The sequence below is a fragment of the Reyranella humidisoli genome, from assembly GCF_019039055.1.
In the GTDB taxonomy this organism is placed as follows: domain Bacteria; phylum Pseudomonadota; class Alphaproteobacteria; order Reyranellales; family Reyranellaceae; genus Reyranella; species Reyranella humidisoli.
In genome coordinates this window covers 573,181-598,088 of record NZ_JAHOPB010000001.1, presented here as the reverse complement: position 1 = coordinate 598,088, position 24,908 = coordinate 573,181, and the positions used below count along the sequence as shown (strand labels likewise).

Below are 24,908 nucleotides of genomic sequence, written 5' to 3'. Positions count from 1 at the left end.
CAATGATCGGCCTGAATGCCCGCGACTTCTGACGATCTCCGGCCCTCGCCCGACGCGCTCCTGAAGGCGGCGGAAAAGGAGTCGCGCGGCAAGCACAAGATCTTCCTCGGCGCGGCACCGGGCGTGGGCAAGACCTGGGAAATGCTGTCGGCCGCCCATCGCCGCAGTCGCGAGGGTATCGACGTGGTGGTCGGCGTCGTCGAGACGCATGGCCGCGTCGAGACCGAGGCCCAGCTCAAGGGACTGGAGATCCTGCCGCGCCGCATCGTCGAGTATCGCGGCCGCACGATCGGCGAGATGGACCTCGACTCCATCCTCAAGCGGCGTCCGGCGCTGGTCCTCGTCGACGAGCTCGCCCACACCAACGCCGAGGGCAGTCGCCATCCCAAACGCTACCTCGACGTCGAGGAGCTGCTGGCCGCCGGCATCGACGTCTATTCGACCCTGAACGTCCAGCATATCGAGAGCCTGAACGATGTGGTGGCGCGGATCACGCGCATCCGAGTGCGCGAGACCGTGCCGGACCGCGTGGTCGATGCCGCCGACGAGGTCGAACTGATCGACCTGACGCCCGCCGACCTGATCGCCCGCCTTGCCCAGGGCAAGGTCTATGTCCGTGACCAGGCCCAACGCGCGCTGCGCCACTATTTCTCGCCGGGCAACCTGACGGCCTTGCGCGAACTGGCGCTGCGGCGCACTGCCGTACGCGTAGACGAGCAGATGCGCAGCTACATGCGCGAGCATGCCATCGCCGGCCCCTGGGCCGCGGGCGAACGGGTGATCGTCTGCCTCGATCCCGGCCCCGGTGCGGCCAATGCCGTGCGCGCCGCCAAGCGCAGCGCCGACGCGCTCGATGCCGAACTGATCGCGCTCTATGTCGAGACCGACCGGCACGCCACGCTGTCCGACGCCGAGCATGCGCGGCTGGCCGAGGCGCAACGTCTGGCGGCCCAGCTCGGTGCCGAGATCGTAACCGTGCCCGGCCGCTCGGTCGTCGAGGAGATTCTGGCCTTTGCGCGCTCGCGCAACGCCACGCGCGTCGTGGTCGGCAAGTCGCGGCGTTCGCGCTGGTTCGAATTGCGCCACGGCTCGGTGGTCGACGAACTGGTGAGGGCGGGCTCGGGTCTCGCCGTCGAGGTGGCGCCGTCTGGCGAGGGCGAGCAGAAGAGCGGGCCGCGCGACTGGCTGCGCGACGTGCCGCTCACGTCCGGCCCCTACCTCGAGGGCGCGCTGGGCGCGGCGATGGCCACCGCCATCGGCGTCCTGATCGACCGGCTGATCGTGCTGCCCAACGTCTCGCTGGTCTACGTGCTGCCGGTGCTGTTCTCGGCGGCGCGGCACGGGCTGGTGCCATCGCTGTGGGTCTCGGCGCTCAGCGTCGCCTGCTTCAACTTCTTCTTCCTGCCGCCGCTCTACCAGTTCACCATCGCCGATCCCGCCAACGTGATGGCGCTTTTCCTGTTCGTCGTGGTGGCGGTCATCGCGAGCGCGCTGGCGGCGCGGACCCGCACCCAGACAGAATCAGCCCGTCGCGAGGCGCGGACCACCGCCGGGCTCTACGCCTTCAGCCGCAAGATCGCGGGTGTCGTCGATCTCTACGATCTCCTCTGGATCGTCGTCTCGCATCTCGCCCGGCTGCTCGGGGCGGAGATCGTCGTGCTGATGCCCGAGGCCGGCGGCCTCACGACCCGCGCGGCCTTCCCGCCCGACGGCGCGCTGAGCGACGCGGACCTCGCGGCCGCGCGCTGGTCGTGGGATGCCGATCGGCCCGCCGGACGCGGCACCGATACGCTGCCGGGTGGACGCTGGCTGTTCCTGCCCATCCGCACCAGCCGCTCGGCCATCGCGGTGATCGGCGTACTGCCCAATAAGGAGGGGCATGAGCTCAATGCAGGCGAACGCCGGCTGCTCGAAGCGGTGGGCAATCAGGCCGCCGTCGCCATCGAGCGCGTGACCCTGGCCGAGGATATCGACCAGGCGCGGCTGGGCGCCGAACGGGAACGGCTGCGTTCGGCGATGCTGACCTCGGTATCGCACGACCTGCGCACGCCACTCGCCTCGATCATCGGCGCGCTCTCCAGCCTTCGCAGCTTCGGCGAGCGCTACGACGCAGCGGCGCGCGAGGAGCTGCTGGCGACGGCGCAGGGTGAGGCCGAGCGGCTCGACCGATTCGTCGGCAACCTTCTCGACATGACACGCCTCGATGCCGGGGCGATCGTCCCCAAGCGCGAAGCGGTGGAGGTTGGCGATCTCGTCTCGACCGCTCTGCGGCGCGCGGCACCGCTGGTTGCCGGGCATGAGACGTCGAGCGCGGTGTCTCCCGACCTGCCTGCGCTGCAACTCGATTTCGTCCTGGCCGAGCAGGTCCTGTTCAACCTTCTCGACAATGCGGCCAAGTATTCCGCGCCCGGCGGCCGGATCTCGGTCGAAGCGAGACAGGAGAGCGGCCGGGCCGCGATCATGGTCCGCGACGAGGGGCCGGGACTTGGCGAGGGCGATCTCGACCGCATCTTCGACAAGTTCTATCGCGCCGAATCGGGCGACCGGCGGCGGGCCGGCACGGGCCTGGGCCTCGCCATCGCCCGTGGCTTCGTCGAGGCGATGGGCGGTACGCTCACCGCGCGCAACCGGGGCGATCGCAGCGGGGCCGAGTTCATGGTGAGTTTCCCGGTGTTCCCCAATGACGGCTGACGGCGCCACGATCCTGATCGTCGAGGACGAGCCGCCGATCCGCAGGTTGCTGCGCACGACCCTCGCGGCCCATGAGTATCGCACGCTGGAAGCGGGGACGGGCGCGGAGGCGCTGCAGGCGATGCGGCATCACCGGCCGGACCTGATCCTGCTCGATCTCGGCCTGCCTGATCGCGACGGGCTCGAGCTGATCGCCGAGATACGCAAGCTCGGGCCGGTCCCCATCGTGGTTCTCTCGGGCCGCGGCGAAGAGGCCACCAAGGTGGCCGCCCTCGATTCCGGCGCCGACGACTACGTCACCAAGCCGTTCGGCGCCGAGGAACTGATGGCGCGTCTGCGCGCGGCGTTGCGTCATCGGCTTCAGCAGCAGGGCGCGGACCGCGGCTTCACCAGCGGCACGCTCAAGGTCGACCTGGTGCGGCGGCTGGTCGAGCGGGAGGGCGAGACGGTGAAGCTGTCGCCCAAGGAGTACGACATCCTCGAACAGCTCGCGATCCATGCCGGCAAGGTGCTGACGCACCGTCACCTGCTGCGGGAGGTCTGGCGCGACGAGGCCGTCGATCCGCAGTATTTGCGGGTCTACATCCGCCAGCTGCGCCAGAAGATCGAGACCGACCCGGCCTCGCCTCAGCACGTCCTCACCGAGCCGGGCGTGGGGTACCGGCTGGTCTGAGGGACCTTTGCGCCTTCCTAAGGGGCGCACTCCGCGCGCATGGCCGGCGTGATCGGATCGGCCGGCATGCTGAGCTTGCAGTGATAGTCGAAGGCGGCGCGATAGGGCGCGGCGATGCGACCCTTGGCCTGGATCGGCAGGACGACACGTCCGCCGCGACGGTCGATCTGCTGGCGGCCGTAGCCGATGTTGGTGCCGTCAGGGAAGTAAGCGTCGAAGAAGGAGTGACCGGCCGTCGAGGTGAATTCGACGGTCAGCACGGCGCCGTCGACGCATTCGAAGCGTGGGCCGCTCTTCAGGACGCCGGTCTCCGTGTTCTTTCCCGAGGGGCCGGAGACTGTCCAGTTCGAAGTCGAGCCCGTCTTCGAGGCTTCGGCTTTCAGGACGCCGCAGGCCAGGTTGGCCGGCGGCGGGCTTGCGGGTTTGCTTGCTGTCTGAGCGTGCGCAGGACCGGCGAGAAGCGCCGCCGTTACCGGCAGCAAAAGACTCAACTTCATTTGGGGAGACCGTCCAGCGCCTTCTTTGCCTCGGCATCGTTCTGTGCCGCCGCCTGTTGTAGCCAAACCCGGGCCTTTGTCACATCGGCGGTAAGCCCGGCGCCGCCCTTGGCCAGCAGCAGGCCCAGCTTGCGCTGGGCCTCGGCCAGGCCCGTCAGCGCTGCGCGCTCGTACCAGTCGGCCGCCTGCGTGCCGTCGTGCGGGAAGCCTGCCCTGGCCGGCGCCATCGGATCGTAGAAGGACGCAAGTTCGAGCTGCGCGGCGGCGTTGCCCTGCTCGGCGGCCTGGCGGAACACGAGGAAGGAGGCCGCGGTGTCGCCGGCCTTCGCGAAGTCCTGGGCCTTGGCCAGCATGGCTTCGGGCGTGGGCTTCGTTGCGAGATACTCCGCGACCGTCTCACGCACCGACTTCGCGGGAGGCTGCACGGGCGTCGGCGTGGGCGGGGTCGCCGTGGCAACGACGGGCTCCGGCGGATGCAGATGGTTGGTCCAGTAATAATAGCCGCCGCCCACGACCAGCAGCACGAGGACAGCCGCGATCATCCATCGCGTCGCGCCGGAGCGTTTCGGCATGTCCGCCATCGGATCGCGCGCCGCCCGCAAGTCGGGACGCGGCGGTGGGGGCGGCGGCGGCTCGGGCGCGATCTCCAGCGGTGGCGGCAGTTCGGGCTCGGGCGGCGGCGCCGGTTGCTGGCGGCGCCGCAGGCGCACCGTGTCGTCGTAGGTGCCGGAGGCGCCGGCGGCTCCCGATGTCAGCATCGCGGGCCAGGCCACTACGGTTGTCCCGACCACGCCGATGTCGGGCTCGCGCACGCGCAGGCGGATCGTGGCGATGCCGGCCAGCCGGTCGCAGATCTCGGGGCCGAGATGGAATTCCAGCACGTCGCCGTTACGGCTCACCTCGTCGGGCAGAAGCCAGGTCTCGGTGCGCCGCCAGCCATCGTCGGCCAGATGCGTGTCGGGTCCCTGCTGGCGCTGGATCGAAAGGGTGAGGCCGTCCGGCGCGGCGTCGAGTTCGCTCACGCGCAGCAGCGCGTGGCCGGGTTCCGGCAGCGGGGCAATGGTCGCGCGGACGGGCATCGAAAGTCCTTAGGCCGCCACGGTGCGCAGGATGGCGCCCAGGCGGTCGTTCTGCTCGGGCGTGATCTCGCGGCCGCCCTCGTAGCCGACATTGTCCATCGCAAGCTGCAGGAAGGCGCGCATCCAGTCCTTGCAATAATCGGCGTAGATCGGCGCCGGGTTCTCGCTGAGTTGCGGGATGCCGTCGATCATGATCGTCGGCTGCTCGAAGACGCGGCGCTGCGGCGCGTTGGGCGGCAGGCCGGGCCGCTGGTCGAGCGGCAGCTTGTCGAAGCCCAGCGCGCTCACATAGCCGTTCAGCGCCGAGGAGGCGGTGCGCACCTGGCGCTCGGCGATCTCCTCCCACTTGGCGTTGGCCGCGTTCTCCAGCGCGCGCACCTCGTGGGATAGCTGGTCGATCAGCTTCAGGCGATGGGCGCCGACGATCAGCTCGTCGATCAGCCAGCCGAGATGCTGGCGGTCGACGCCGAAATGCGACAGCGCCTTCTCGTCGGCGCCGACCCGGCGCATGTTCTCCAGCCAGTACTCGGCGGCCTCGCGGGCGAAGCGCTCCGCGCGGTCCTCGATCACACCGGAAGGCGGGGCCGCGCGGCCGGGCTCCTCGCCGAAGACATCGGCGAAGATGGCGCTGATGTCGACGGCGGCGCCGGTCGACTGCGCGGCGGCGGGCTGCAGCTTGCCGTTCTTGCCCAGGCCCTCTTCGGAGGGCTGCGCCATGGCGATGCGGAAGTAGATCTCGCGCAAGGCGGTGTCGGCGATCTGCAGCGCGGCGACCAGTTCGCCGAACAGCTGCTGCTGGATGACGTTGGCGAGACCGCGCAGCACCGTGTGCACGAGGTCGCGCTTCTTGGTGCGGGCATCGCCGTCGGACGCGCTGTGGAAGCCGGCCAGCCGGTCGACCAGGCGGCGCAGCTGCACGTCGAGCTGGCCGCGCACCTGGGCGCGCTTGATGGCGGGATCGCAGACCGGGATCAGGCTTTTGACGAGATGCGCCACGCCGCCATCGTTGGCGCGGAAGGCTTCGTCCCAAGCCAGGGCCGGATCGGCAAAGTGGCGGCGCACGTCTTCGTTCTCGACGAAGTGGCGGCGCAGCTCGCCGGCGCGCTGGGCGAAGCTGTCGGCGATGCCGACCTCGCGGCCGCCGTCATAGTCCATCAGCCGCTCGTCGATGACGGTCGGGTTGCGCAGCCAGAAGCTGTTGTCGAACGGCTTGCCGTTCCAGTTCAGCGGCCACTCGCCGCGGAAATTGTTGACCAGCGAATTGCCGAGGCGCGCGCTCCAGCGCAGGCGGCGCGATTCCTCGGTCTCGCCGGCCTTCTGCTCGAACTCGCGGTCCATCTTGGTCAGCACGAGGAACAGCGCGTTCTTCTGCTTGGCGCGATCCGCCGGCGTGGCGCCGATCGTCTGGTCGATCCACGCCGTCATCATGTCGGAGAGGTCGCGGACTTCCTGGTTGCCGTCGGGAATGCACAGGAGAATGGCGCTGAGTTCGCGCTCGGCCGAGTAGCGCTGGAACAGATAGGCGACCTTACCGCGCAGCAGCAGCTCGCGCAGCGGGTTGGCCCCCTCGGCCACGCCCTTGGTCTTGGCGACGTCGTCGAGGTTGGCGAGCTTCAGGCGTGAGCGGGCGCCGGGGAAGTCGAGAAGATCGGTGTGATCGAAGAAGTCCCACGGCTTCTCGTCGATCGCGACGTTCAGCTCGGCGGTTAGCGCGCAGACCAGCGAGCGCGGCAGTCGCGCGTCGGGTGAGGAGCGGCCATCCGCCTGCTTGGGGCGCACCAGCAGCGGATCGTCGTTGTCGGCGCCGAGCCGGTCGAGCGTCAGCACGTCGACGATGCTCTTCTCGCGCGGGATCAGCGCGTCCATGCCCAGCAGTGCCTCGGGCGCGTGGCTGAGCTTCTGCAGTCCGTCGTAGAGCGTGAGATAGAGATCGGTAAAAGGCTGGAAGTCGTACCACAGCACCGACCACAGGCGGGCGCGGTCGTGGCCCGACAGGCGCGGCGCCAGATCGATCGCCTCGCGCCAGAAGTCGGTGCGCAGCTCGGCGGTAACGCCTGCGAAGAAGGTGTCGAAATACTCGATCAGGTCGAGCACGTCGTCGGATTCGAGATCGCCGACCGGCGCCGGATGTGCCTTGGCGCGAAGTTCAGTCAGACGCTTGCGGATCGCCGCACCGTCCGGGCCGACGAACTCGGCCTTCTGGTGGTCGAAGTCGAGCAGGAAGGAGTTGCCCAGGATCTTCACGATGTCGGTCTGCGTCAGCAGACGCACGCGCACCGGGAACTCGGCCGAGCCGTCGCTGAGGCCCAGGCCGAAGCGCGTGACAAGACCGGTCGACTCGCGATTGCCCGGCGGGTTGATCTCGCGCAGGAAATCGTAGGTCTTGTCGGCGAAGCGCGCCTGCAGGGGACGGCCGTCGCGGCTCGCGAGGATCGAGACGAGATAGGACTTGCCGGCCTGGCTGGGGCCGAACACGCCCACGCACATGCGGCGCCGCGCGGCGCGCGCCAGCTTGCGGCTCTGGTTACGGACCTTCTGCAGCTCGCTCACCAGCGACGGGGCCTGCTGCGCCACGGTCGGGGATTGCTCCGCCGCGTTGCGCAGCCACGCTACGCCCTCGCTCGCGGCGACGGCCAGCGCCTCGCAGTCCTGGGCCAGCTTGAGATCGACTGTGTCCATGATCTTCCCGATGGTCCCTTAACCGGTCTTGAGCATGCCGGTGTCGAGCCAGTAGCCCTCACGGCGCGGCAGTGTCTGAAGGCGGAGAGTCAGGCGATCGAGCGCGACGGCGCGGCCGTCGCGATTGGTCACCTGACGCAGACGGAAACGTTCGACGTCGCCCGAGTCCTTGTCCTTGGGCTTCACCCGGGCGAGCGCGATCTTGAACGGCGTCTCGCGCGCATGGCGCTCTGCATACTCAGGCTTGGCAAATTCGAGTGCATAGAGCCGCGCCGCCGGCCAGCGCACCAGGTCGAGCTGGCGCGCCCCCAGCCACATGGGCCCGCGGAACTCGAAGGCGATCTCGGGCAGCTCGTACTCGCGATTGTCGAGATCGACGTCGCGATAGACGAGATCCTCCTTCTGCAGGCGGCCGCCGCCGTCGAGCTTGCCGATGAACCGGGCGATGCTCTTGGAGCGCAGCAGGTCGGAGCGGAAGGAGAAGTCCGGAAGCTGCGACTGCGCCAGCGCCGCGATCATGGCGCCAACCGCGACCGTGGTCTTCGGATCCTCGACGCGCAGGCGCGCGTCGCGGAACGGATACCAGGCGCCGACGCGATATTCGTGCAGCGAGATCACCCGCTCCGGCGGCAGCGGCAGCAGTTCCATCACCAGCGCGCGGATGCCGGGCAGGCGGGACGGCCGGCCGGAGAGAAGCAGCACGTCGCAATCGTAGGCGTGGACGATCTCGGCGAGCGGCGCCAGCACGCGACCCATCTCGGCGCGCACCGTCTTGTCGAGGCCCGGCAGGTCGACCGGGAAAACGACGGCGCGCAGGTCGAAGTTCTGGGCGCCGCGCTTGCGTGCCGCCTCGTTCACGAAGGTGACGACTTCGTCCGACGGCTTGGCGCCGCCCGGGAAGAATGTCTCGTAGGCCCGCGGCTCGGCCGCGACGACGCCGGAGGTCGGATCGTAGGTCTCGGCCGCGCGCAGGAACTCGAGCGCGATCGGCTGGGCGATCTGGAGCGCGAACTGCTGGCGCAGGTTACGCTGGATCACGTCCTCGCCGCCGCGATCACCGCCAACCAGCTCGGCCATCAGGTCCCCCGGATTGGCGATGCCCGCGGTGCGCAGCGCCGCCTCGATCGGCGGCAGCACATGGCCCTGCACGACGCGCAGCAGGATGTCGTCGCCGGCCACGTTGAAGCCCTCGCGGAACTTCTGTTCCGGGAACAGCGTCACCGACGTTCCGGCGCCTTCGAGCCGGTAAGAGTTGATGATGAGATCGGTCGTGCCGCCACCCACGTCGATGCTGGCGATGTTGAGCACGTCCTCGGGCGGCTTGCCGCGCGGCTTGCGCGTGATCTGGAAGAAGCGGCGTGCGTCGCCGCCGAAATTGCGGGCGACCTCGGTGTAGAGGTAGACGAGTTGCGTGCAGCTCGCCTCGTCCCAGTCGGTGAGCACGCGCGGCGCCGGCGCCGCCGGATCGTCGAGCTTCCAGCCCATCATCATCCAGACGAGGTCGCGCGCGGCCTCGGCGCGCTTGCGGAAGATCAGCCGTTCGGCCAGCGGCATGCCGGTCGGCAGGGTGAGCACGATGCGGCGCAGACGGCGCGGCGTCTCGGCATGGGCGCGCCGGCCGCGCTGCTGCGGCGAGTTCATGAGCGTCAGCGCCTGCAGCAGCACTTCGGTGAGGACGAACGTCATGACCGAAGAACGTGAGTAAAGCGGCTCGAACACCGGCAGGTGGTCGGCCGAATCGGCGTCGGCATCCACGAGATGCAGCGGCTCGCCCTTTTGGTTCACGAGCTGGGCCATCGGCCCGGCGGCGGCCGGCATCGCCGTCTGGTCCTGCGCATAGGCCACGTTGAAGCGCCATTCGCGGGTCTGCGCTTCCTCATCCCACAGATAACGCTTGGGACTCGACATGCCGGTATTGCCCTCGGTACCGCGCCGGCGAGCCGCCAGCCGCGTCGCCTCGGGACCGACGCGCGTCATGGTCGGCCAGACGAAGGCATCGGCGCGACCGCCCAGTCGCGAGAGATGGTTCTTGCCGAACCACGCCTGGGCGAACTCCACGCGCGATTCGAAGGGGCGCGTGTGGACGACCTCGGGATGCGAGAGGTCGCGCAGGGCCAGTTCGTAGGAATCGTTCAGGTTGACCCCCAACTCGCCCGCCGCCTCGATCAGCAGGCCGCAGGTGCGCGAGTTGCCGACGTCGAGCACCAGGTCGACCTCGATCGCGCCCCGACCCGGCCGCTCGGCATCGCCCACCAGCTTGACAGGCGGGAAGTGCGCGGCCGCCGCGAGCAGGCCAAGGAAGGCGAGGTAGCGCGCGGTCGCTTCCTGCGGCTTCTGCTTGATGTCGTTGTCGATCTCTTCCGCCGTCGCGCGCGGATGCAGCTCGTGGAACAGCTCGTCGAGCCACTGCACCATCCAGCCCTGGCGCAGCAGCCAGTGATTGGCGCGCTGCTGCGGCGCCAGCGAAAACAAGGCACCGGAGGTCACGTCCTTGGGCGAAGGCGCGAGATAGGCCCGGCCCTCGGCCTCGGCGATCAGGCCGGTGTCGAAGGCCAGCACCGCGCGATAGCGGTTGCCCTGCTCGTCGCGATAGCCCGAGCCGTAGCGCGCCTCGAGGTCGACCACGCGCACGCGCGCCCAGTCGGCAGGGCCTTCGCGGAACTGGTTGTTGGGCCGCACCTGCAGGAACGGCACCGGCACCCATTTGTCGAGAAAGGGTGCGAGCGCGTCCTTGGCGGTGATGACGAGGTTGGGATCGGCGGCGCGCCGGCGGCCGTTCTCGACCACCTCGTACTGGCCGCGGCCCTCGTCGAAGTCGAGCTGCACCAGATCGTCGACCGCGTTGGAGGCGGCGGCGTCATGGAAGCCCCATTCGCGTACCTTGAGGCGCACGGGGTCGAAGCCGAAGTCGAGGAACTGGATGCCGGAGCGGGCAATCAGCGTCGTCGGGCTGGGATAGCTCGGCAGGCGGGCAAGGTCGCTCATGTCATTCCGATACGGCCATCATCATGTGTATGTAAGGTCTCAACGCCCGATCTGCACCTTGTAGCTTCGCGGGTCGCCAGGCTGGCTGCCCTTGCATTGCGCCGCTCCGTCGGCGCCGATCTCGCAATTCACGGTATTGCGGGCGTAAGTCTTGCCGTCGCTGCAGCGCGGGTTGCTCTTCTCCTCGATCACCAGCTTGGTGCCGTCCCAGCGTGCTTCGGCCGGGGCCTCGCAGGTGGCGCCGTTCTTCTGGGTGAACGACACCTTGCCCTTGCCCTTGTCGTCGAGCGTGTAGGAAGGGCGGATGTCCTTCTCGCCGGTCGCGGTGGCGAGGCCGGTCCGCGAACGCCAGTCGCCCTTCAGGAAGGCGAGGTCCTGCTTTTGCTTGGATTCGGGCGGGACCACCATCGGCTTGGGCTCGTCCTTCTTGGGATCGTTCTTCGACGCGGTGTTCTTGTCCTTGTTCTGCTCGTCCAGGCCCTTGGTGTCCTTGCCGTTCGGACCCATGGCCTCCTGCTGCTTGTCGAGCTCCTTGGACGCATCCTTGTTCGGATCGTTGATGGCCCCGGCGGCATCGGGCCCGGCGCCGCGTTCGATCGGTGGGCCGCCGACGGAACCGACGATCACGCCGCCTGGTCCAAGCACGCCCGCGGCGCAATCGCCGCCGCGACGCGACAGCTCGTCGGTGAGGCGCGCCAGTTCGAGACGCAGCGATTCGTTGTCCTGCACGAGCGTCAATACGCGGGTCTGCTGCAGTTCCATCGGTTGGCGCACGGCGAAGCTCAACGCACGCTCGCGCGCCTCCGCCTCGATATAGGGTTCGAGGCGCGGCAGGTAGGGCCGCACGAGCCAAGCCAGCAGCGCCAGGATCAGCATCAGCAGCACGCCGAGCAGCAGCCACTGCCACCAGACGGTGCGCGGCGCCGCGACGGCAGCGATTGCCGGAGCGGAAGCCATCACGGCTTCGGGCCGGGCGACCAGGGGCGCGGCAACGCGTGGTGCAACGGCTGGCGGTGGACTGTTGAGGAACACGCCGGGAAGCGCGGCATCGGCCGTGAAGCCCCAGAACGCCATCACCGGGCGACCGTCGACGACGTAGAGCGTTTCCTCGCCCGGCGCGGTCAGTGCATGGCGCAGCAGGCGGGCGAAGTTGCGCTCGGCGTTCGACCGGTCGACCGCTTCCATCTGCGTCGCGAGGCCAGCGATCTCGCCGTGGAGGCGCTGCACCCTGTCGAGGGTCTCGCGTCGCTCGGCATCATCCAGATCGCCGAGGCGCTTCACATCGCCGTCGAACGGCGCGTACCAGTTGATAGAGCGGCCGCTCGGTTCGGCTTCGGGCAATGCCAGAAGATCGGCATGCTCGCGCGACAGGCGTGCGGCGATGGCGGCGCGCAGCTGTCCCGCGGCGCGCCACACCGGATCGCCGGCCAGGCCGAGCGCGCGGTAGCGCTGCAGCGGCTCACTGACGAGTAGCGGACCTGCGGTCATCTAGTTCCTCACCGTCTGCCGGCACGCGGGCAGGAAATGGCGTAGTTCCAGCGCGTGCCCCATTGCTCACCCGTTACGATCACGTCGACCGAATAATCCCCGGCGACGGGGTTCCAATCGAATCCGAAGCCGCCGCGCCCGCTGCGTGCTCCGCCGGTGCCGGCGATGTTCTGGCCGCGATACATGACCCTGATGTCGTCGGGCCGCACGAAGAGCTGGTAGTTGAGGGCCACGAAGCCCGGCTTGTCGCCAAGATAGTGCTTGTTGCGCGTCACGCCCTCGCCGCCCGAATCGCCCGACCAGTCGCACGGGAGCTGGCCCGGCGGCGGCCGGTTGGTCGGCGGCGCGGAGGCCTGCTGGGGCGGCTGCGGCTTTGGTGCCGGAGGAGGCGGTGGCTTCGGCGGGTCAACTTTGGCCACCGGTGGAGGCGCCGGTGGTTTGGGCGGCTCGATCGGCTTGCACTGTTCGAGCTTGCCTTTGAGTTCGGCTTCCAGCGCCACGAGTTCCGCCTTGAGCTTGCGTTCCTCGTCGCCCGCCGACTCGAGGGCGGCCTTCAGAAGAGGCGTCGGATCGGGTGGCGCTTCCGGGGCGGGCGGTGCCGGGGTCTCGATCGTGGCGACGTTCAGCGTCGGGTCGACCGGGACGCAGGCGCGCAGCAGCCACGAGGTCAGAAGCAACAGCAGCAGGAGCAGCAGGCCGAACAGCAGCGCGCTGAACCACGGCGCCCAGCCGACGATGCGCGTGGCCGGCAGGGCCGCGGCCGGTGCGCTGGCGAATACGGCCTGCGGCATTGCGGCCGGCGGGACCGTCGCGAGCGGGAAGGCCTGCAGGCTTGCGGCGGCGTCGTCTTCATAGCCCCAGGCCACGATCACCGGCTGTCCGTCGACCATGAAGACGAAATCGTCCGAGGGGCGCGAGGTGGAGAGTTCGAGCGTGCGGCCGATCAGCCGAGCTTCCTCGCTGGTCTCCGAGCCCTTGAGCTGGGCGCCCAGGGTGCCGATCTGGGCGAGCCGATCCTCGACCGTGCGCAATGCCTCGGCGCGCTCGGCCTCGCCCAGTTCGGAGAGGCGCTGAACCGTGCCGCCGCGCGCGGCATACCAGTCGATGCCGTCGCCCGATTCGCGAAGCTGCGGCTCGGCCAGCAGATCGGCCGGGCCGTCACCCAGCCGGCGCCGGATGACGGACAGGAGCTGGCTGGCCACCGAATGCAAGGGCTCGCCCCGCACGCCCAAGGGGCGCACGCCGAGTCGCGTCGTCATCAACAAAGTGGGGCGTTCGCCCATGGATGCCCGTGGTCAGTAATCTGAGTACTGGCTGAGGCATCATATCATCGTTCGAATCCGGCGGGTTTATGTCGGATTGAACACCGATTCACGGTGAATCAGCCGGGGCTGAGAAATGCAGCCTCACTGCCGGTCTCGATTCGGACGATGGGCGTCGCGAAAACGGCGGAAAGCCGTGCCGGGTCGAGCGTCTCTCGCGTCGGCCCCAGATTGGTCACACGACCGTCCTCGACGATGCCGACGCGGTCGGCATACCGCGCCGCCATGTTCAGATCGTGCAGCACGGCGAGAACGCCCAGGCCGCGATCGGCGCGTCGGCGCGCGCTGGCGAGGGCGGCGTGCTGGTGCGAGAGATCGAGGCCGGTGATCGGCTCGTCGAGCAGCAGGAACGGCGTCGCCGACGGGTCGGCGTCGCACTGCGCCAGCACGCGCGCCAGCTGGATGCGCTGGCGTTCGCCGCCGGACAGAACGGTGTAGGGCCGGTCGGCGAAGGCCAGTGCCTCGGTTTCGGCGAGAGCCTGTTCGGCCAGTGCCTGCATCTGTCGTTCCGACAGGGTGCCGCGAAAGGCGAGCAGTCCCAGCATCGCGATCTGCAGGCCGGTGAAGTCGAAGGCCACGGCCGAATGCTGCGGCAGCACGGCGCGACGTCGTGCCAGCTCCGGTTTGCTCCACTGTCCGAACGGCCGCCCGTCGAGCAGGATCTCGCCCGAGGTCAAGGGACGGTCGCCCGCCAGGGCATTGAGCAGCGTGCTCTTGCCGGCGCCGTTGGGGCCGATGATCGCCACGAACTCGCCTGGCTCGACCTCGAGCGAGACATCGCGCAGCAGCGTCTTGGTGCGCACGCGCACCTCGATGCCGATCGCCTGAAGCATCTTCACAGGCCACCCCGTGCGGCACGGCTCGCCAGGAGCCACAGGAAGAACGGACCGCCGACCAATGCCGTCAACACGCCGATCGGCAGTTCGGCCGGCGAGACCATGGTGCGCGCCAGCGCATCCGCGAGCACGAGAAACGCCCCGCCGAAAAGGGCGGCCGCCGGCAGCAGCGTGCGATGCGAGGGGCCGAGCAACAGGCGCACGATGTGGGGCGCGATCAGGCCGACGAAGCCCACGATGCCCGAGATCGCCACGCCGGCGCCGACCGCAAGCGCCACCTGGGCCACGAGGCGCCTCTTCAGGCGTTCGACGTCGACGCCGACATGACCGGCTTCGCGCTCACCCAGTGCCAGCGCATCGAGCAGATGCGCGGTCGGCAGCAGGGTCGGCACGCTGATCAGAAGAATGAGAAGGGCGGGCGTGATCGCCACCCAGGTGACCGAGCCGAAGCCGCCCATGGTCCAGAAGATCAGCGTGCGAAGCTGCTGGTCGTCGGCCACGAAGACCAGCATGCCGATGCCGGCGGACGTCAGCGCATTGATGGCGATGCCGGCCAGCAGCAGCGTGCCCACCAGGGTCACGCCCTCGCGCGCGGCAATGCGATAGACGAGGACGGTGGCCGCGAGCCCGCCGAGGAAGGCTGCGACCGGCAGCGACCAGGGCCGCAGCTCCGGCGGCACGATGTGCATCACCCTCTCGCCCAGCACGATCACCGAGACCGCGGCCAGCGCCGCGCCGCTCGACACGCCCAGCAGGCCGGGATCGGCCAGCGGGTTGCGGAACAGGCTCTGCATCGCGGCCCCGCCGGCGGCCAGCGCGGCGCCGACGGCGAAGGCCGCGAAGACACGCGGCGCGCGGATCGCGTAGAGGACCGCCGCCGTGGTGTCGTCGAGCGGTTCGTTCGACAGGCCGATGGCCGACAGGATCTGGCCGAGGCCGACGGGGAAGGCGCCGATGCACAGGCTCGCGACCACGCTCGCCAGAGCGGCGAGCGCGAACAGCGGGATCGGACGACGCAGCGCGAACGCCGTCACGGCGCGCGGACGAGGTCGGGATGCAGCGCCATGGCGAGCTCGGTGGCGGCTTCGGGCGTGCGGGGCCCGAAGCCCAGCAGGAGCAGCGTGTCGAACTCGACGATCTTCCCGGCCTTGCCGGCGGGCGTGCGGTTGAGCGAGGGCTGGTCGAGAATGGCTTGCCTGCCGCCCATGGCTTGCACCGTCTGACGTGTCACCAGCACATAGTCGGCATTGGAGGCGATGACCGATTCCGGCGTCAGCGGCCGGTAGCCCGAATAGCCGTCGACGGCATTGATGCCGCCGGCCAGCTTGATGATACCGGCCGCCGCCGTGTCACGGCCCGCGGCCTGCGGGGCGCCGCCGCTCATCGACAGCAGGAACAGCACGCGCGGATGGCTCTTGGCCGTCGCCAGCCGGTCCGCCAGCGACTTCATCGCCTCGCGTCCCCTGGCGATCATGGAGTCGGCTTCGGAGATTTTGCCGGTCACCTTGCCTATGGCGGCGATCTTGGTGACCACGCTGTCATAGTCGTACTTGTCCGGCAGGATCATGATCTCGATGCCGGTCGCCTTGAGCTGGTCGAGTGCGCCCGCCGGCCCGGCCGCGGTGGTCGCGATGATCAGGGTCGGCTTCAGCGACAGCACGCCTTCGGCAGACAGCGCCCGCATGTAACCGACCTGCGGCAGTTTCCGTGCAGCCTCGGGATAGAGGCTGGTCGTGTCGACGCCGACGAGCAGCTTCTCGGCGCCGAGGTCGTAGATGATCTCTGTAATGGAGCTGCCGACCGACACGACGCGGGGCGGCTGCTGTGCATGGACCGGGAGAGCCGCGACGGCGGCGGCAGCACCCAGCCCGAGGACGGTACGGCGCTTCATCAGGAAGCCGCCTGCTTCTCGACGTTGGCGACGATGGCGCGCCAGTCCTCGAGCTCGGGCTTGCCCGGCTTGCGGGCGCCGAACATCAGCAGGATGTTGCGGCCGTTCGCATCGAACGCCTCGAGCGAGGTCACGATGCCGTCCTCGGTCGGCTTGCGCACCGAGAAGACGCGCACCACACCCTCGTCGCGCAGGTGCAGGTTGAAGTCGGGATCGAGCACGTTGAACCAGCCCGGTGTGGCGACCAGGCGCTTCACCGGACCGGTATGGATCTGGATGCAGCCGCGATTCCCGACGAAGACCATGACGGGCGTGCCGTCGGCCGCCGCGGCCTCGAAGGCAGCGCGCAGCGACCGCACCGGCAGCTCGCGCGCCAGATCCTCGCCCACCAGGCGCAGCGCCTGGACGCGACCGACCTTGAACTTGCCCAGCATGCCGAAGAACTCATGGGTGTCCTTCATGCCTCGCCAGGCTGCGCGCAGGCCTTCGAGGTCGATCTCGGAATCGGGACGGTCGGCGGTATCGACGGCGCCCGGCGCGATCTTCATCTCGGGCGGCGTAGCGGCCGCGTAGCGCGCGATCAGCGCGTCGAAGGCCGGCCGATCCGTCTCGTCGGTGGCGTAGATCTTGTGCACTGCCTCGCCGGTGCCGTCGAAGAACTGCAGGCTGAGCCGCTCGCCCTGCTTCAGCGGTTCGCGCACCGCGAAGCCATGCTTCCACTGTCCGAGGAACAGACGCAGGTCGATGTCCGTGCCCAGCACGATCCCGGCATGCGCGCCCTTTACATCGACCTCCTCGAAGCGGCCATGGCGCTCGTGCACGCAATGCTCGTTGCGCGTCAGGCACATCACGCGGCCGACGGCCGGCATGTCGTTCAGGATGCCGCGCCAGTCGGCCGTGAGCGGTGTCGCGGTCTGGCCGACACCGAGCGCCACCAGTTCGGCCTCGCCGACGCCCAGCGTCGCGGCGGCATCACGGATGCGCAGGGCGGGCTTCTCGCCGCGCAGGCGGCTCCAGCGGGTGGCGAGTTCGGTGTTCGAGTGCGAGAGCATGGGCTGTCCTTTCAACGAAGATGAAAACGAACGGGGATTTCCACCCAGGCGGCGACCGGTCGGCCATCGCGCACGGCGGGAAGGAAGTGCCAGCCGCGCACCGCGGCGAGCGCCGAGCGGTCGAGCAGGGGAAAGTTGCTGCTGCGCCACAGAACGATCTCGGCGGCGGCGCCGTCGGGCTGGAGGCGCACGCGCACCAGGACCTCGCCCTGCTGGCCAAGTTCTATCGAGCGCGGCGGATAGACGGCGGGCGTTGGCGGCACGCGATATCGCGGCTTGCCCTCGAACACGATGAACGACGACGAGGAGGCCGCCTGCTGCTGCGTGATACCGGCATTGCCGGCGTCCGGCGAAGGGGCCTTGGTGACCGCGACCTGCGCCGCCGGGCGCGGCGCGGCCGCCGGCTTGGGTTGCGGCGGCTTTGGCTTGGGCGGTTCGACCGGCTTCATCTCCGCGGCAGTCGGCGGTGGCGGCTCGTCCGGTGGAGGGAGCTCGACCTTGATCTCGGGCTCCGCCGCCGCGACCTCTTGCGGGGGCGGTGGCTCGGGTTCAGGCGGTGGCGTCACCTCGGTCGCCTCGACCGGAGGCGTCGGCGGCTCGGGCTGCTGCTGGGGTTGGGGCGTGCTTTCGGGTTGGTCGGCCTCGGCCGCGGGCCCGGCGGTAGGCGCAGCCAGCGAGAGTTCGACCATCAACGCCGGTTCGTCGTCGTTGGCGCTGCTGCCGGAGACGCCGGCGAGAAGGAGGGGAATGATCGCCAGCCCGTGCAGAGCAAGCGACAACGCCACCGGCACACGCGGACCGCGTGCCGGTGGCGCCGGCAGTCGCTCGGCAGAGAGGGCTGCCGGGACTACCACTTGGCCGTCAGGTTGACGCCGAAGTAGCGGCCGGGCTGGGCGTAGAGGTCCAGCTGCGGGTTGCTTGCCTGGATGCCGACCATGTCCGGCGAGTTCCAGTACTTGGCGTTGGTGATGTTGAACGCGCCGGCATTGACCTTGAAGTGGTCGTTGATGACGTAGCCGACGGTGGCGTCGAGGTTGAAGTAGGCCGGCGCCTGGAAGGCCGTCGGGCTGCTGACCGCGCTGTGCGCGGCCGCCACCGTGCCGATGAGCTGTGCGACCAGGCCCTTGTCGAAGCCGTAGCGGATGCGGGCCTGCGTGGTCCAGGGCGACACCGAATCGACCGGCAGGCCAGTCCTGGTGTCGGTGCCCTGCGCGAACGCGGTCCAGCCGGCGACCGCCCATTCGGGAGCGAAGCGGTACTCGCCGCGCGCCTCGATGCCCCAGATCGTCACGTTGGTCAGGTTGACGTACTGGAACTGGGTGACCGGGCCCACCATGCCCACGACCGTGGTCTCGAGGAAGTTGTTGTAGAGGTTGTAGAAGCCGGTGAGCTGCCAGCTCGAGCCGTTCTCGTATTTGCCGCGGAGGCCGACCTCGAAGGAGTTCGCCGTCTCGGGCTTCAGGTTGGCGTTGGGCAGGATCTGGTAGAACGAGGCGGTGTTGGTGAAGCCGAAGTTCGCGTTGTCGTATGGCGGCGCGCGGAAGCCCGTCGCGTACTGGAAGTAACCCGAATAGGTGTCGTTGAAGTGGTAGAGCAGGCCGAGCTTCGGCGAGGCCGAGACATAGGTGCTGGCCTGCGGGACGACGTTGAGCGTCGCGCCCGTCGAGTTCCAGAAGTACTTATCCGGATCGGGCGTCATGCTGTAGTAGTCGAGACGCACGGCCGGCGTGATCTTGAGACGCCCGCCCAGCGCGCTGATCTCGTCCTGCACGTAGATGCCGGCCTGCACCGTGTCGGTGTCGGGGAAGTTCTTGTTCGGATAGGTCTCGCCGCCGACCACCTGGGTGCGGGCGCCGGTCGCGAGCGTGATCTGCCAGCGGTCGCGCGGCCGGGTCGTCGTCGTGTAGGCGAAGCTCAGGCCATAGGTGAAGAAATTGTCGAGGCCGCCGATGTTGGCGTCCGTGTGCATCTGCAACTCGGCGCCCGCGACGTTCTGGTTGTAGTAGAACTGCGAGGTGCGGGCATTGCTCGGAATCACGCCGTTCAAGGCGCCGCGCAGCTGATAGGTGTCGGCCTGCGTGTTGACCGAATTGAAGTAGGCAAGGAAGCTCAGCCGGTCGATGAAGCCGATCGGGGCGTTGTGCTCCCACTGCGCACTGATGCGATAGGTCTGGGTATAGTCCTTGCCCCATTCGTCGTAGATGCTCGCGAACAGGGACGGAAATCGGCCGATGCCCGTGAGGATGTTGGTGCTCTGCACGCCGTCGGAATAGGTGCCGGTGAGGCGGATCGTGTCGACCTCCGTCGGCTTGATCACCAGCTTGGCGAAGAAGTTGTTGTTGCTCCACGTCGTCGGGTTGGGCGCGATCATGGTCTGCGCGGGCGTGTACTGGTCGCCATCGCGCCGCGTATAGATGCCCATGAACTCGACGTTGCCCGAGCGCACGGCGCCGGTGAACGATTCGGAGAACTGCTGGTTGGCGCCGCTGTAGGCGGCCTTGGCGCTGGCATAGAAGTTCTTGCCGTCGCGCATGTAGTCGCCGGGATCCTTGGTCGTGTAGGCCACAACGCCGCCGATCGCGTCCGAGCCGTAAAGCGCGGAGGCGGGGCCGCGGATGATCTCGACGCGCTTGATGTCCTCGAGGTCGGGCTGCTCGCGCGAATAGGTGCCGGCACCCTGGTTGCTGTCGGGGAAGTCGGGCGTGCGCATGCCGTCGACCATCAGCAGCACGCGGTTGCCGCCAATGCCGCGGATCACGAAATTCTGGAAGCCGGCGCGATTGGGATTGTTGCCGACGGTGACGCCGGGCTCGTTGCGCACGAGATCGCGAACGTCCTGCATGTTCTCGCGATCGATGTTCTCGGTCGTGATCACGGACACGGTCGCGGGCACGTCGTCGAGCGGGCGCCGGCTGCGCATGGCAGCGGTCGTCACTGCGTCGAGCTGCGTTGGTACGCCGTGGGTGGCCGGCGCCGGCTGCGTCGGATCGGCGACGGGCGGAGCGGTCGATGTCTGCGCCGATGCGGGCGCGGTTAGAAAGGCACCGACGGCGGTTGTCGCCATCAGCGCATAAAGCAGTGCGCGGGTTTTCATTTGAGCCAGGTCCCCAAGGAAAAAAGGACGCCTGGCTTGCGGGGCTCCCCCAAAGGGAGCCGGCTGGCTGGGCAGTTTAGCCGAGGAGGGATGGCCCCTCGGGGTCTCGAAATTATTTGGTCAGAATCAGCTTGTTCGAGGCTGTGAGGCGCAGCCGGTACAGTTCGGCGCCGTGACGGATGATGACCTCGCGGCGTCCCTGCAGGATCGCGACACTCTCCACCGCCGGCAGGGTGAATGCCGACCTGTCGCGCTGCATTTCATCGATCCGCGCCGGACCGCTCCTGTCGTCCATGAGCTCTTCACGTCCTTTTGAGATTGCGAACGAGTCTCAATTGCATAGACTGTGGGTGCGGTCAAGGTCCTTCAGCGGTGGTGAAGCAATGGAAGTCACGCAACAACAGGGGCTTAGCGCTCAGCAAAGCCTCAAGCCCGGCTGCGGCCGGTTCGATTGCGCCTGCTCGCTGCCGGTGGGCGAACGCTTCGTGCTCTGGGCGCTTCGCCAGTGGCGGCAGGATCGCGCGCTGCCCGGTGAAGGCTCGATCCTCCATCGCGGCTTCAAGGTGGCGGGCCTGCTCGAGGTGCTGCCGGATTTCGTGATCGCCATGGATGCGTTCCTGTTCGGCGCGAGGCGCGCCATGGAAATCCATGTGCCAACCTGTTCCAGCGTGAGCCGCGACGAGGCCGTGCTGGTGGCGCTGTGCGGGCTGGCCCAGGCCGATCACGACCGGCCACTGCTCGCCTCGCTCGACATCATGATGGCGCCCGCCGCCTCGCGCGTCGCCGCCGTCCGTCTCAAGGCCTTTGCCGTTGCCCTGGCCGGCGCGGGCCTCAGGCTTGCCCCGGCCGCCGGCGCCGCCGCCGGCCGTCTCAACTGAAGGCCGATCTCATGACCGTACCGATGCCCGATCGCCTGTCCGACCTGCAGCACGCGATGCGGGTGATCGCCGACGCCGTGGAGGGCCTGCCGGCGGAGTGCCGCGACCTTGCCGGCAACGCGCTGCTCAACATTGCCGCCGAGGCGGTGACGCAGGATGTCGGCTGCACCGAGGCCGGCCGCATCTTTGCCCGGCTGGGCGATCTCCTGTCGCGCGGCCTGCAGCCGCCCGCCCAGGACGCGATCTCGTTGTCTGGGTTCGACGCCTGACCTCAGATTTCGATGCGGCTGCCCAGCTCGACCACGCGGTTGGCGGGCAGGCCGAAGAAGTCGCCGGCACTGGCGGCGAACCGCGACAGGGTGAGGAAGAGCTTCTGCTGCCAGCGCGGCAATAGCGGCTTGTTTGCGCTCACGAAGCTGTTGCGGCCGACGAAGTAGGACGTCCGCATCGGGTCGAACGGGATGCCCTTGTCTTCCAGGAGGGCGAGGTCGCTCGGCACGTCGGGCTGCTCCATGAACCCGTAATGCATCACGACGCGGTGCACGCCCTTGCCGAGATGGGTGACCTGGCTGCGGCCTTCCGGCGACACGAAGGGGATGTCGGGGACCTCGATGCTGAGCAGCACGACATGCTCGTGCAGCACCTCGTTGTGCTTGAGATTGTGCATCAGGCAGCGCGGCGCATTGCCGGAAAAAGCCGTGAGGTAGACGGCGGTGCCCTGAGGTCGATGCACGCGGGCCGGGTTGATGCTCTCCAGCAGCGCTTCCAGCGGCAGCGCCTCGTCCTGCTCGCGCCGGGCTACAGCGGCGCGGCCCGTCAGCCAGGTCCACATGCAGAGGAAGATCATGGCGGCGATCGCCAGCGGCACCCAGCCACCGTCGAGGAACTTCAGCATGTTGGAGGAGAGCAGGGCGAGGTCGAGCGTCATGAAGGCGCCGAACACCAGGATGCTGAGCGGCCAGCCCCAGTTCCACTTGCGGACCGCGATCACGAACACGAGGGTGCTGGTGATCAGCATCGTGCCGGTGACGGCGATGCCGTAGGCCGCGGCCAGATTGGTCGACGACTTGAACGCCATGACCAGGATGACGACGCCCACCAGCTGCAGCCAGTTGACCACTGGCAGGTAGACCTGCCCGAACTCGCTGGCCGAGGTGTGCTGGATGTGGACGCGCGGGCTGAGGCCCAGCAGGGCCGCCTGCTTGGCCATCGAGAACGCGCCCGAGATGGTCGCCTGCGAGGCGATGACCGTGGCGGCGGTGGCGAGGGCGACCAGCGGATAGAGCGCCCAGTCGGGCGCCAGATTGAAGAACGGGTTGGCCAGCGCGGTGGGGTCACTGAGGATCAGCGCGCCCTGCCCATAGTAATTGAGGAGCAGGGACGGCAGGACGAGCCCCAGCCAGGCGAGCCGGATCGGCTTGGCGCCGAAATGGCCCATGTCGGCATACAGCGCCTCGGCGCCCGTGATCGCGAGCGTGACCGCGCCCAGCGCGACGAAGGCCACGATCTTCTCGCGCATCGCGAAACCGATCGCATGATGCGGTGACAGCGCGGCAAGCACTTCCGGCCGCTGTACGAGCTGATGCGCGCCCAGAACGGCCAACACCACGAACCATATCAGCGTGATCGGACCGAACCATTTGCCGATGCCGCTGGTGCCGAAATGCTGCACCGAGAACAGGGCAACGATCACGCCGACAGCGATCGGTATGACCATCGGCTGGAATGCCGGCGTGGCGACGGTCAGGCCCTCGACCGCACTCAGCACCGAGATGGCGGGGGTGAGCAGGCAGTCGCCGTAGAACAGCGCGGCGCCGGCAATCCCCAGCATGAGGTAGAAGCGGCGACGCCAGGGCGACTTGATGTTCGATTGGCTGGAGACCAGCGCCATCAGCGCCAGCACGCCGCCCTCGCCCTTGTTGTCGGCGCGCATGACCACGACGACATATTTCAGCGTGACCACGACGATCAGCGCCCAGGTGATCAGCGACAGCATGCCCAGCACGTTATCGTGCGTGGGCTGGATGCCGGTGTACTCGCTGAAGCACTCCTTGACCGTGTAGAGCGGGCTGGTGCCGATGTCGCCGAACACGACACCGAGGGCGGCCAGGGTCAGCGCCGCCCGGCGCCGCCTGCCGGCGGGTTCAACTGCAGTGCCGCTGGCGGCCATCGTGTCGTCTTGTCTCCCCTTGGACGATTGATCCTACCCGCGAATTCCGGGACGCTGCAGTCCAGAAATTGTCACAAAGGAGGAAGTGATGGCCGAGAGCGAGAATTACCGGAAGGGCAGCGAAATCCGGGCCAGCCTGATGGGCGAGAAGTTCGCCGCCGACATGAACAAGTCGGTCTACGACGACCCGATGATGAAGAAGTTCGGCGACTATGCCCGCGAGGCGGTCTTCGGCATGCTGTGGTCGCGCCCCGGACTCGACCTCAAGACCAAGACGCTGATCTGCGTCATCTCCGACACCGCCCAGGCGCGCTGGCCGGAGCTCGCCATCCACCTGCGCATGGCCCGCCGCCAGGGCTGGACCGAGGACGAATTGTCCGAGGCGCTGATGCACCTTTGCGGCTATATCGGCCTGCCGTCGGTGCGCGAGGCCATGCTCACCGCCAAGGAAGTATTCGAGGAAATGCGCAAGGAAGGCTGATTGGAGGACCTCACCCCGAGGAGCGGCCGCAGGCCGCGTCTCGAAGGGTGGGCACCCGCACTGCGGCTGGTCCTTCGAGACGGCCGCGGCGCGGCCTCCTCAGGACGAGGGGTTTGGATGATGCTGATGACGGTGAGTGACCTGCCGCTGGAGCGGATCGCGCGCGGCAAGGTGCGCGATGTCTATGCCGTGGATGCCGACCGGCTGCTGCTGGTCGCAACCGACCGGGTGAGCGCCTACGACGTGGTGATGGCCGAGCCCATCCCGCAGAAGGGGGCCGTGCTGACCCAGGTCAGCGCCTGGTGGTTCCGCCAGCTGGGCGACGTCGTCGATCATCACATGATATCGGCCGACGCCGACGAGATCGTCGCCGCCGTGCCCGCGCTCGAGGGCCACCGCGCCGAGATCGCCGGCCGCGCCATGCTGTGCCGGCGCGGCACGGTCTTCCCGATCGAATGCGTGGTCCGCGGCTACATCACCGGTTCGGCCTGGCGCGAATATGCCAAGGCCGGGACCCTGGCCGGCGAGACGCTGCCCCAGGGCCTGAAGGAGAGCGGCCGCCTCGATCCGCCGATCTTCAGCCCGGCGACCAAGGCCGAGAGCGGCCATGACGAGAACATCACCATCGGCCAGATGCAGCAGGTGCTCGGCGCCGACGTCACCGCCGAGCTCGAGCGGCTGACGCGCCTCGTCTACACGCGCGGCCGCGACGTCGCGCTGAAGCAGGGCATCATCATCGCCGACACCAAGTTCGAATTCGGCCGCACGGCTGACGGCAAGATCCTGCTGATCGACGAGGTGATGACGCCGGATTCGTCGCGCTTCTGGCCGCTCGACGGTTACGCCGAGGGCAGGCCGCAGCCCAGCTTCGACAAGCAGCCGCTGCGCGACTGGCTCGATGTCGAGCGCCATGCCGGCCGCTGGAACGGCGAGGCGCCGGCGCCGAAGTTGCCGCCCGAGGTCGTCGACGCGACGAGCAAGCGCTACCTCGAAGCCTATCGCCGACTGACTGGCGCCGAGTTGTCGGTGTCGTAGTCGCGCTTCGAAAGCGAAGGCGCGCATCTCAAAAGAAAACGCCGCCGGGCAATATGC

The 24,908-nt window shown here is 68.5% G+C and carries 20 protein-coding genes; 6 read left to right on the top strand and 14 right to left on the bottom strand.

From position 1 onward, the window contains the following. Window positions 1–15 precede the first annotated feature (15 nt). A complete protein-coding gene (locus KQ910_RS02935; protein ID WP_216956993.1) occupies window positions 16–2,691 on the top strand; it encodes a DUF4118 domain-containing protein in 2,676 nt (891 codons plus the stop codon). Then, window positions 2,681–3,364, top strand: a complete 684-nt coding sequence (locus tag KQ910_RS02930) for a response regulator (protein WP_216956992.1) — start codon at window positions 2,681–2,683, stop codon at window positions 3,362–3,364. Before KQ910_RS02935 ends, KQ910_RS02930 begins: the two co-directional genes overlap by 11 nt. A 17-nt stretch (window positions 3,365–3,381) precedes the next feature. On the opposite strand, the gene KQ910_RS02925 is transcribed toward KQ910_RS02930, so the two are convergent. The 13 genes from KQ910_RS02925 to hemP all read right to left on the bottom strand — a co-directional run bounded on the left by KQ910_RS02925 (window position 3,382) and on the right by hemP (window position 20,582). Next, window positions 3,382–3,861, bottom strand: a complete 480-nt coding sequence (locus KQ910_RS02925) for a hypothetical protein (RefSeq protein ID WP_216956991.1) — start codon at window positions 3,859–3,861, stop codon at window positions 3,382–3,384. After that, the gene (locus KQ910_RS02920; RefSeq protein WP_216956990.1) at window positions 3,858–4,940 is read right to left on the bottom strand and encodes a tetratricopeptide repeat protein; all 1,083 of its coding nucleotides are present in this window, start codon (window positions 4,938–4,940) and stop codon (window positions 3,858–3,860) included. The genes KQ910_RS02925 and KQ910_RS02920 overlap by 4 nt, the downstream gene beginning before the upstream one ends. Window positions 4,941–4,949: 9 nt before the next feature. Further along, entirely contained in the window at window positions 4,950–7,619 is a 2,670-nt protein-coding gene (locus KQ910_RS02915; protein ID WP_216956989.1) for a virulence factor SrfC family protein, read from the bottom strand. Between the two features lie 18 nt (window positions 7,620–7,637). Continuing rightward, window positions 7,638–10,604 (bottom strand): virulence factor SrfB, encoded by a 2,967-nt coding sequence (locus KQ910_RS02910; RefSeq protein WP_216956988.1) that lies wholly within the window; start codon window positions 10,602–10,604, stop codon window positions 7,638–7,640. A 39-nt stretch (window positions 10,605–10,643) separates the two neighbouring features. Next, window positions 10,644–12,092, bottom strand: a complete 1,449-nt coding sequence (locus KQ910_RS02905) for a hypothetical protein (RefSeq protein WP_216956987.1) — start codon at window positions 12,090–12,092, stop codon at window positions 10,644–10,646. Window positions 12,093–12,100: 8 nt separating this feature from the next. Next, a complete protein-coding gene (locus KQ910_RS02900; RefSeq protein WP_216956986.1) occupies window positions 12,101–13,351 on the bottom strand; it encodes a hypothetical protein in 1,251 nt (416 codons plus the stop codon). Window positions 13,352–13,473: 122 nt separating this feature from the next. Then, window positions 13,474–14,247: a heme ABC transporter ATP-binding protein gene (locus KQ910_RS02895; protein WP_229600519.1), complete on the bottom strand. Its 774-nt coding sequence runs from the start codon at window positions 14,245–14,247 to the stop codon at window positions 13,474–13,476. Window positions 14,248–14,249: 2 nt separating this feature from the next. After that, the gene (locus KQ910_RS02890) at window positions 14,250–15,284 is read right to left on the bottom strand and encodes a FecCD family ABC transporter permease (protein WP_369408277.1); all 1,035 of its coding nucleotides are present in this window, start codon (window positions 15,282–15,284) and stop codon (window positions 14,250–14,252) included. Further along, entirely contained in the window at window positions 15,281–16,141 is an 861-nt protein-coding gene (locus tag KQ910_RS02885; RefSeq protein ID WP_216956984.1) for a heme/hemin ABC transporter substrate-binding protein, read from the bottom strand. Before KQ910_RS02885 ends, KQ910_RS02890 begins: the two co-directional genes overlap by 4 nt. After that, the gene (locus tag KQ910_RS02880; protein ID WP_216956983.1) at window positions 16,141–17,193 is read right to left on the bottom strand and encodes a hemin-degrading factor; all 1,053 of its coding nucleotides are present in this window, start codon (window positions 17,191–17,193) and stop codon (window positions 16,141–16,143) included. The genes KQ910_RS02885 and KQ910_RS02880 overlap by 1 nt, the downstream gene beginning before the upstream one ends. Before the next feature lie 11 nt (window positions 17,194–17,204). Continuing rightward, entirely contained in the window at window positions 17,205–17,978 is a 774-nt protein-coding gene (locus KQ910_RS27090; protein WP_216956982.1) for an energy transducer TonB, read from the bottom strand. A 62-nt stretch (window positions 17,979–18,040) separates the two neighbouring features. Beyond that, window positions 18,041–20,287, bottom strand: coding sequence for a TonB-dependent hemoglobin/transferrin/lactoferrin family receptor (locus KQ910_RS02870; RefSeq protein ID WP_216956981.1), 2,247 nt, complete (start codon window positions 20,285–20,287; stop codon window positions 18,041–18,043). A 112-nt stretch (window positions 20,288–20,399) separates the two neighbouring features. Continuing rightward, window positions 20,400–20,582: a hemin uptake protein HemP gene (gene hemP, locus KQ910_RS02865; protein WP_216956980.1), complete on the bottom strand. Its 183-nt coding sequence runs from the start codon at window positions 20,580–20,582 to the stop codon at window positions 20,400–20,402. 88 nt (window positions 20,583–20,670) lie between these two features. On the opposite strand from hemP, the gene KQ910_RS02860 reads away from it, so the two are divergent. Continuing rightward, window positions 20,671–21,165 carry a hypothetical protein gene (locus KQ910_RS02860; protein WP_216956979.1) on the top strand — a complete coding sequence of 165 codons (495 nt, stop codon included), beginning with the start codon at window positions 20,671–20,673 and terminating at the stop codon, window positions 21,163–21,165. An 11-nt stretch (window positions 21,166–21,176) separates the two neighbouring features. Further along, window positions 21,177–21,434 carry a hypothetical protein gene (locus KQ910_RS02855; RefSeq protein ID WP_216956978.1) on the top strand — a complete coding sequence of 86 codons (258 nt, stop codon included), beginning with the start codon at window positions 21,177–21,179 and terminating at the stop codon, window positions 21,432–21,434. A 2-nt stretch (window positions 21,435–21,436) separates the two neighbouring features. Here KQ910_RS02855 and KQ910_RS02850 read toward each other — a convergent pair whose 3' ends face one another. Then, the gene (locus KQ910_RS02850; protein ID WP_216956977.1) at window positions 21,437–23,335 is read right to left on the bottom strand and encodes a potassium transporter Kup; all 1,899 of its coding nucleotides are present in this window, start codon (window positions 23,333–23,335) and stop codon (window positions 21,437–21,439) included. Between the two features lie 88 nt (window positions 23,336–23,423). Here KQ910_RS02850 and KQ910_RS02845 point away from each other — a divergent pair, with 88 nt between their 5' ends. Next, the gene (locus KQ910_RS02845; protein ID WP_068188772.1) at window positions 23,424–23,816 is read left to right on the top strand and encodes a carboxymuconolactone decarboxylase family protein; all 393 of its coding nucleotides are present in this window, start codon (window positions 23,424–23,426) and stop codon (window positions 23,814–23,816) included. A gap of 117 nt (window positions 23,817–23,933) precedes the next feature. Then, window positions 23,934–24,851: a phosphoribosylaminoimidazolesuccinocarboxamide synthase gene (locus KQ910_RS02840; RefSeq protein WP_216956976.1), complete on the top strand. Its 918-nt coding sequence runs from the start codon at window positions 23,934–23,936 to the stop codon at window positions 24,849–24,851. Window positions 24,852–24,908 lie beyond the last annotated feature (57 nt).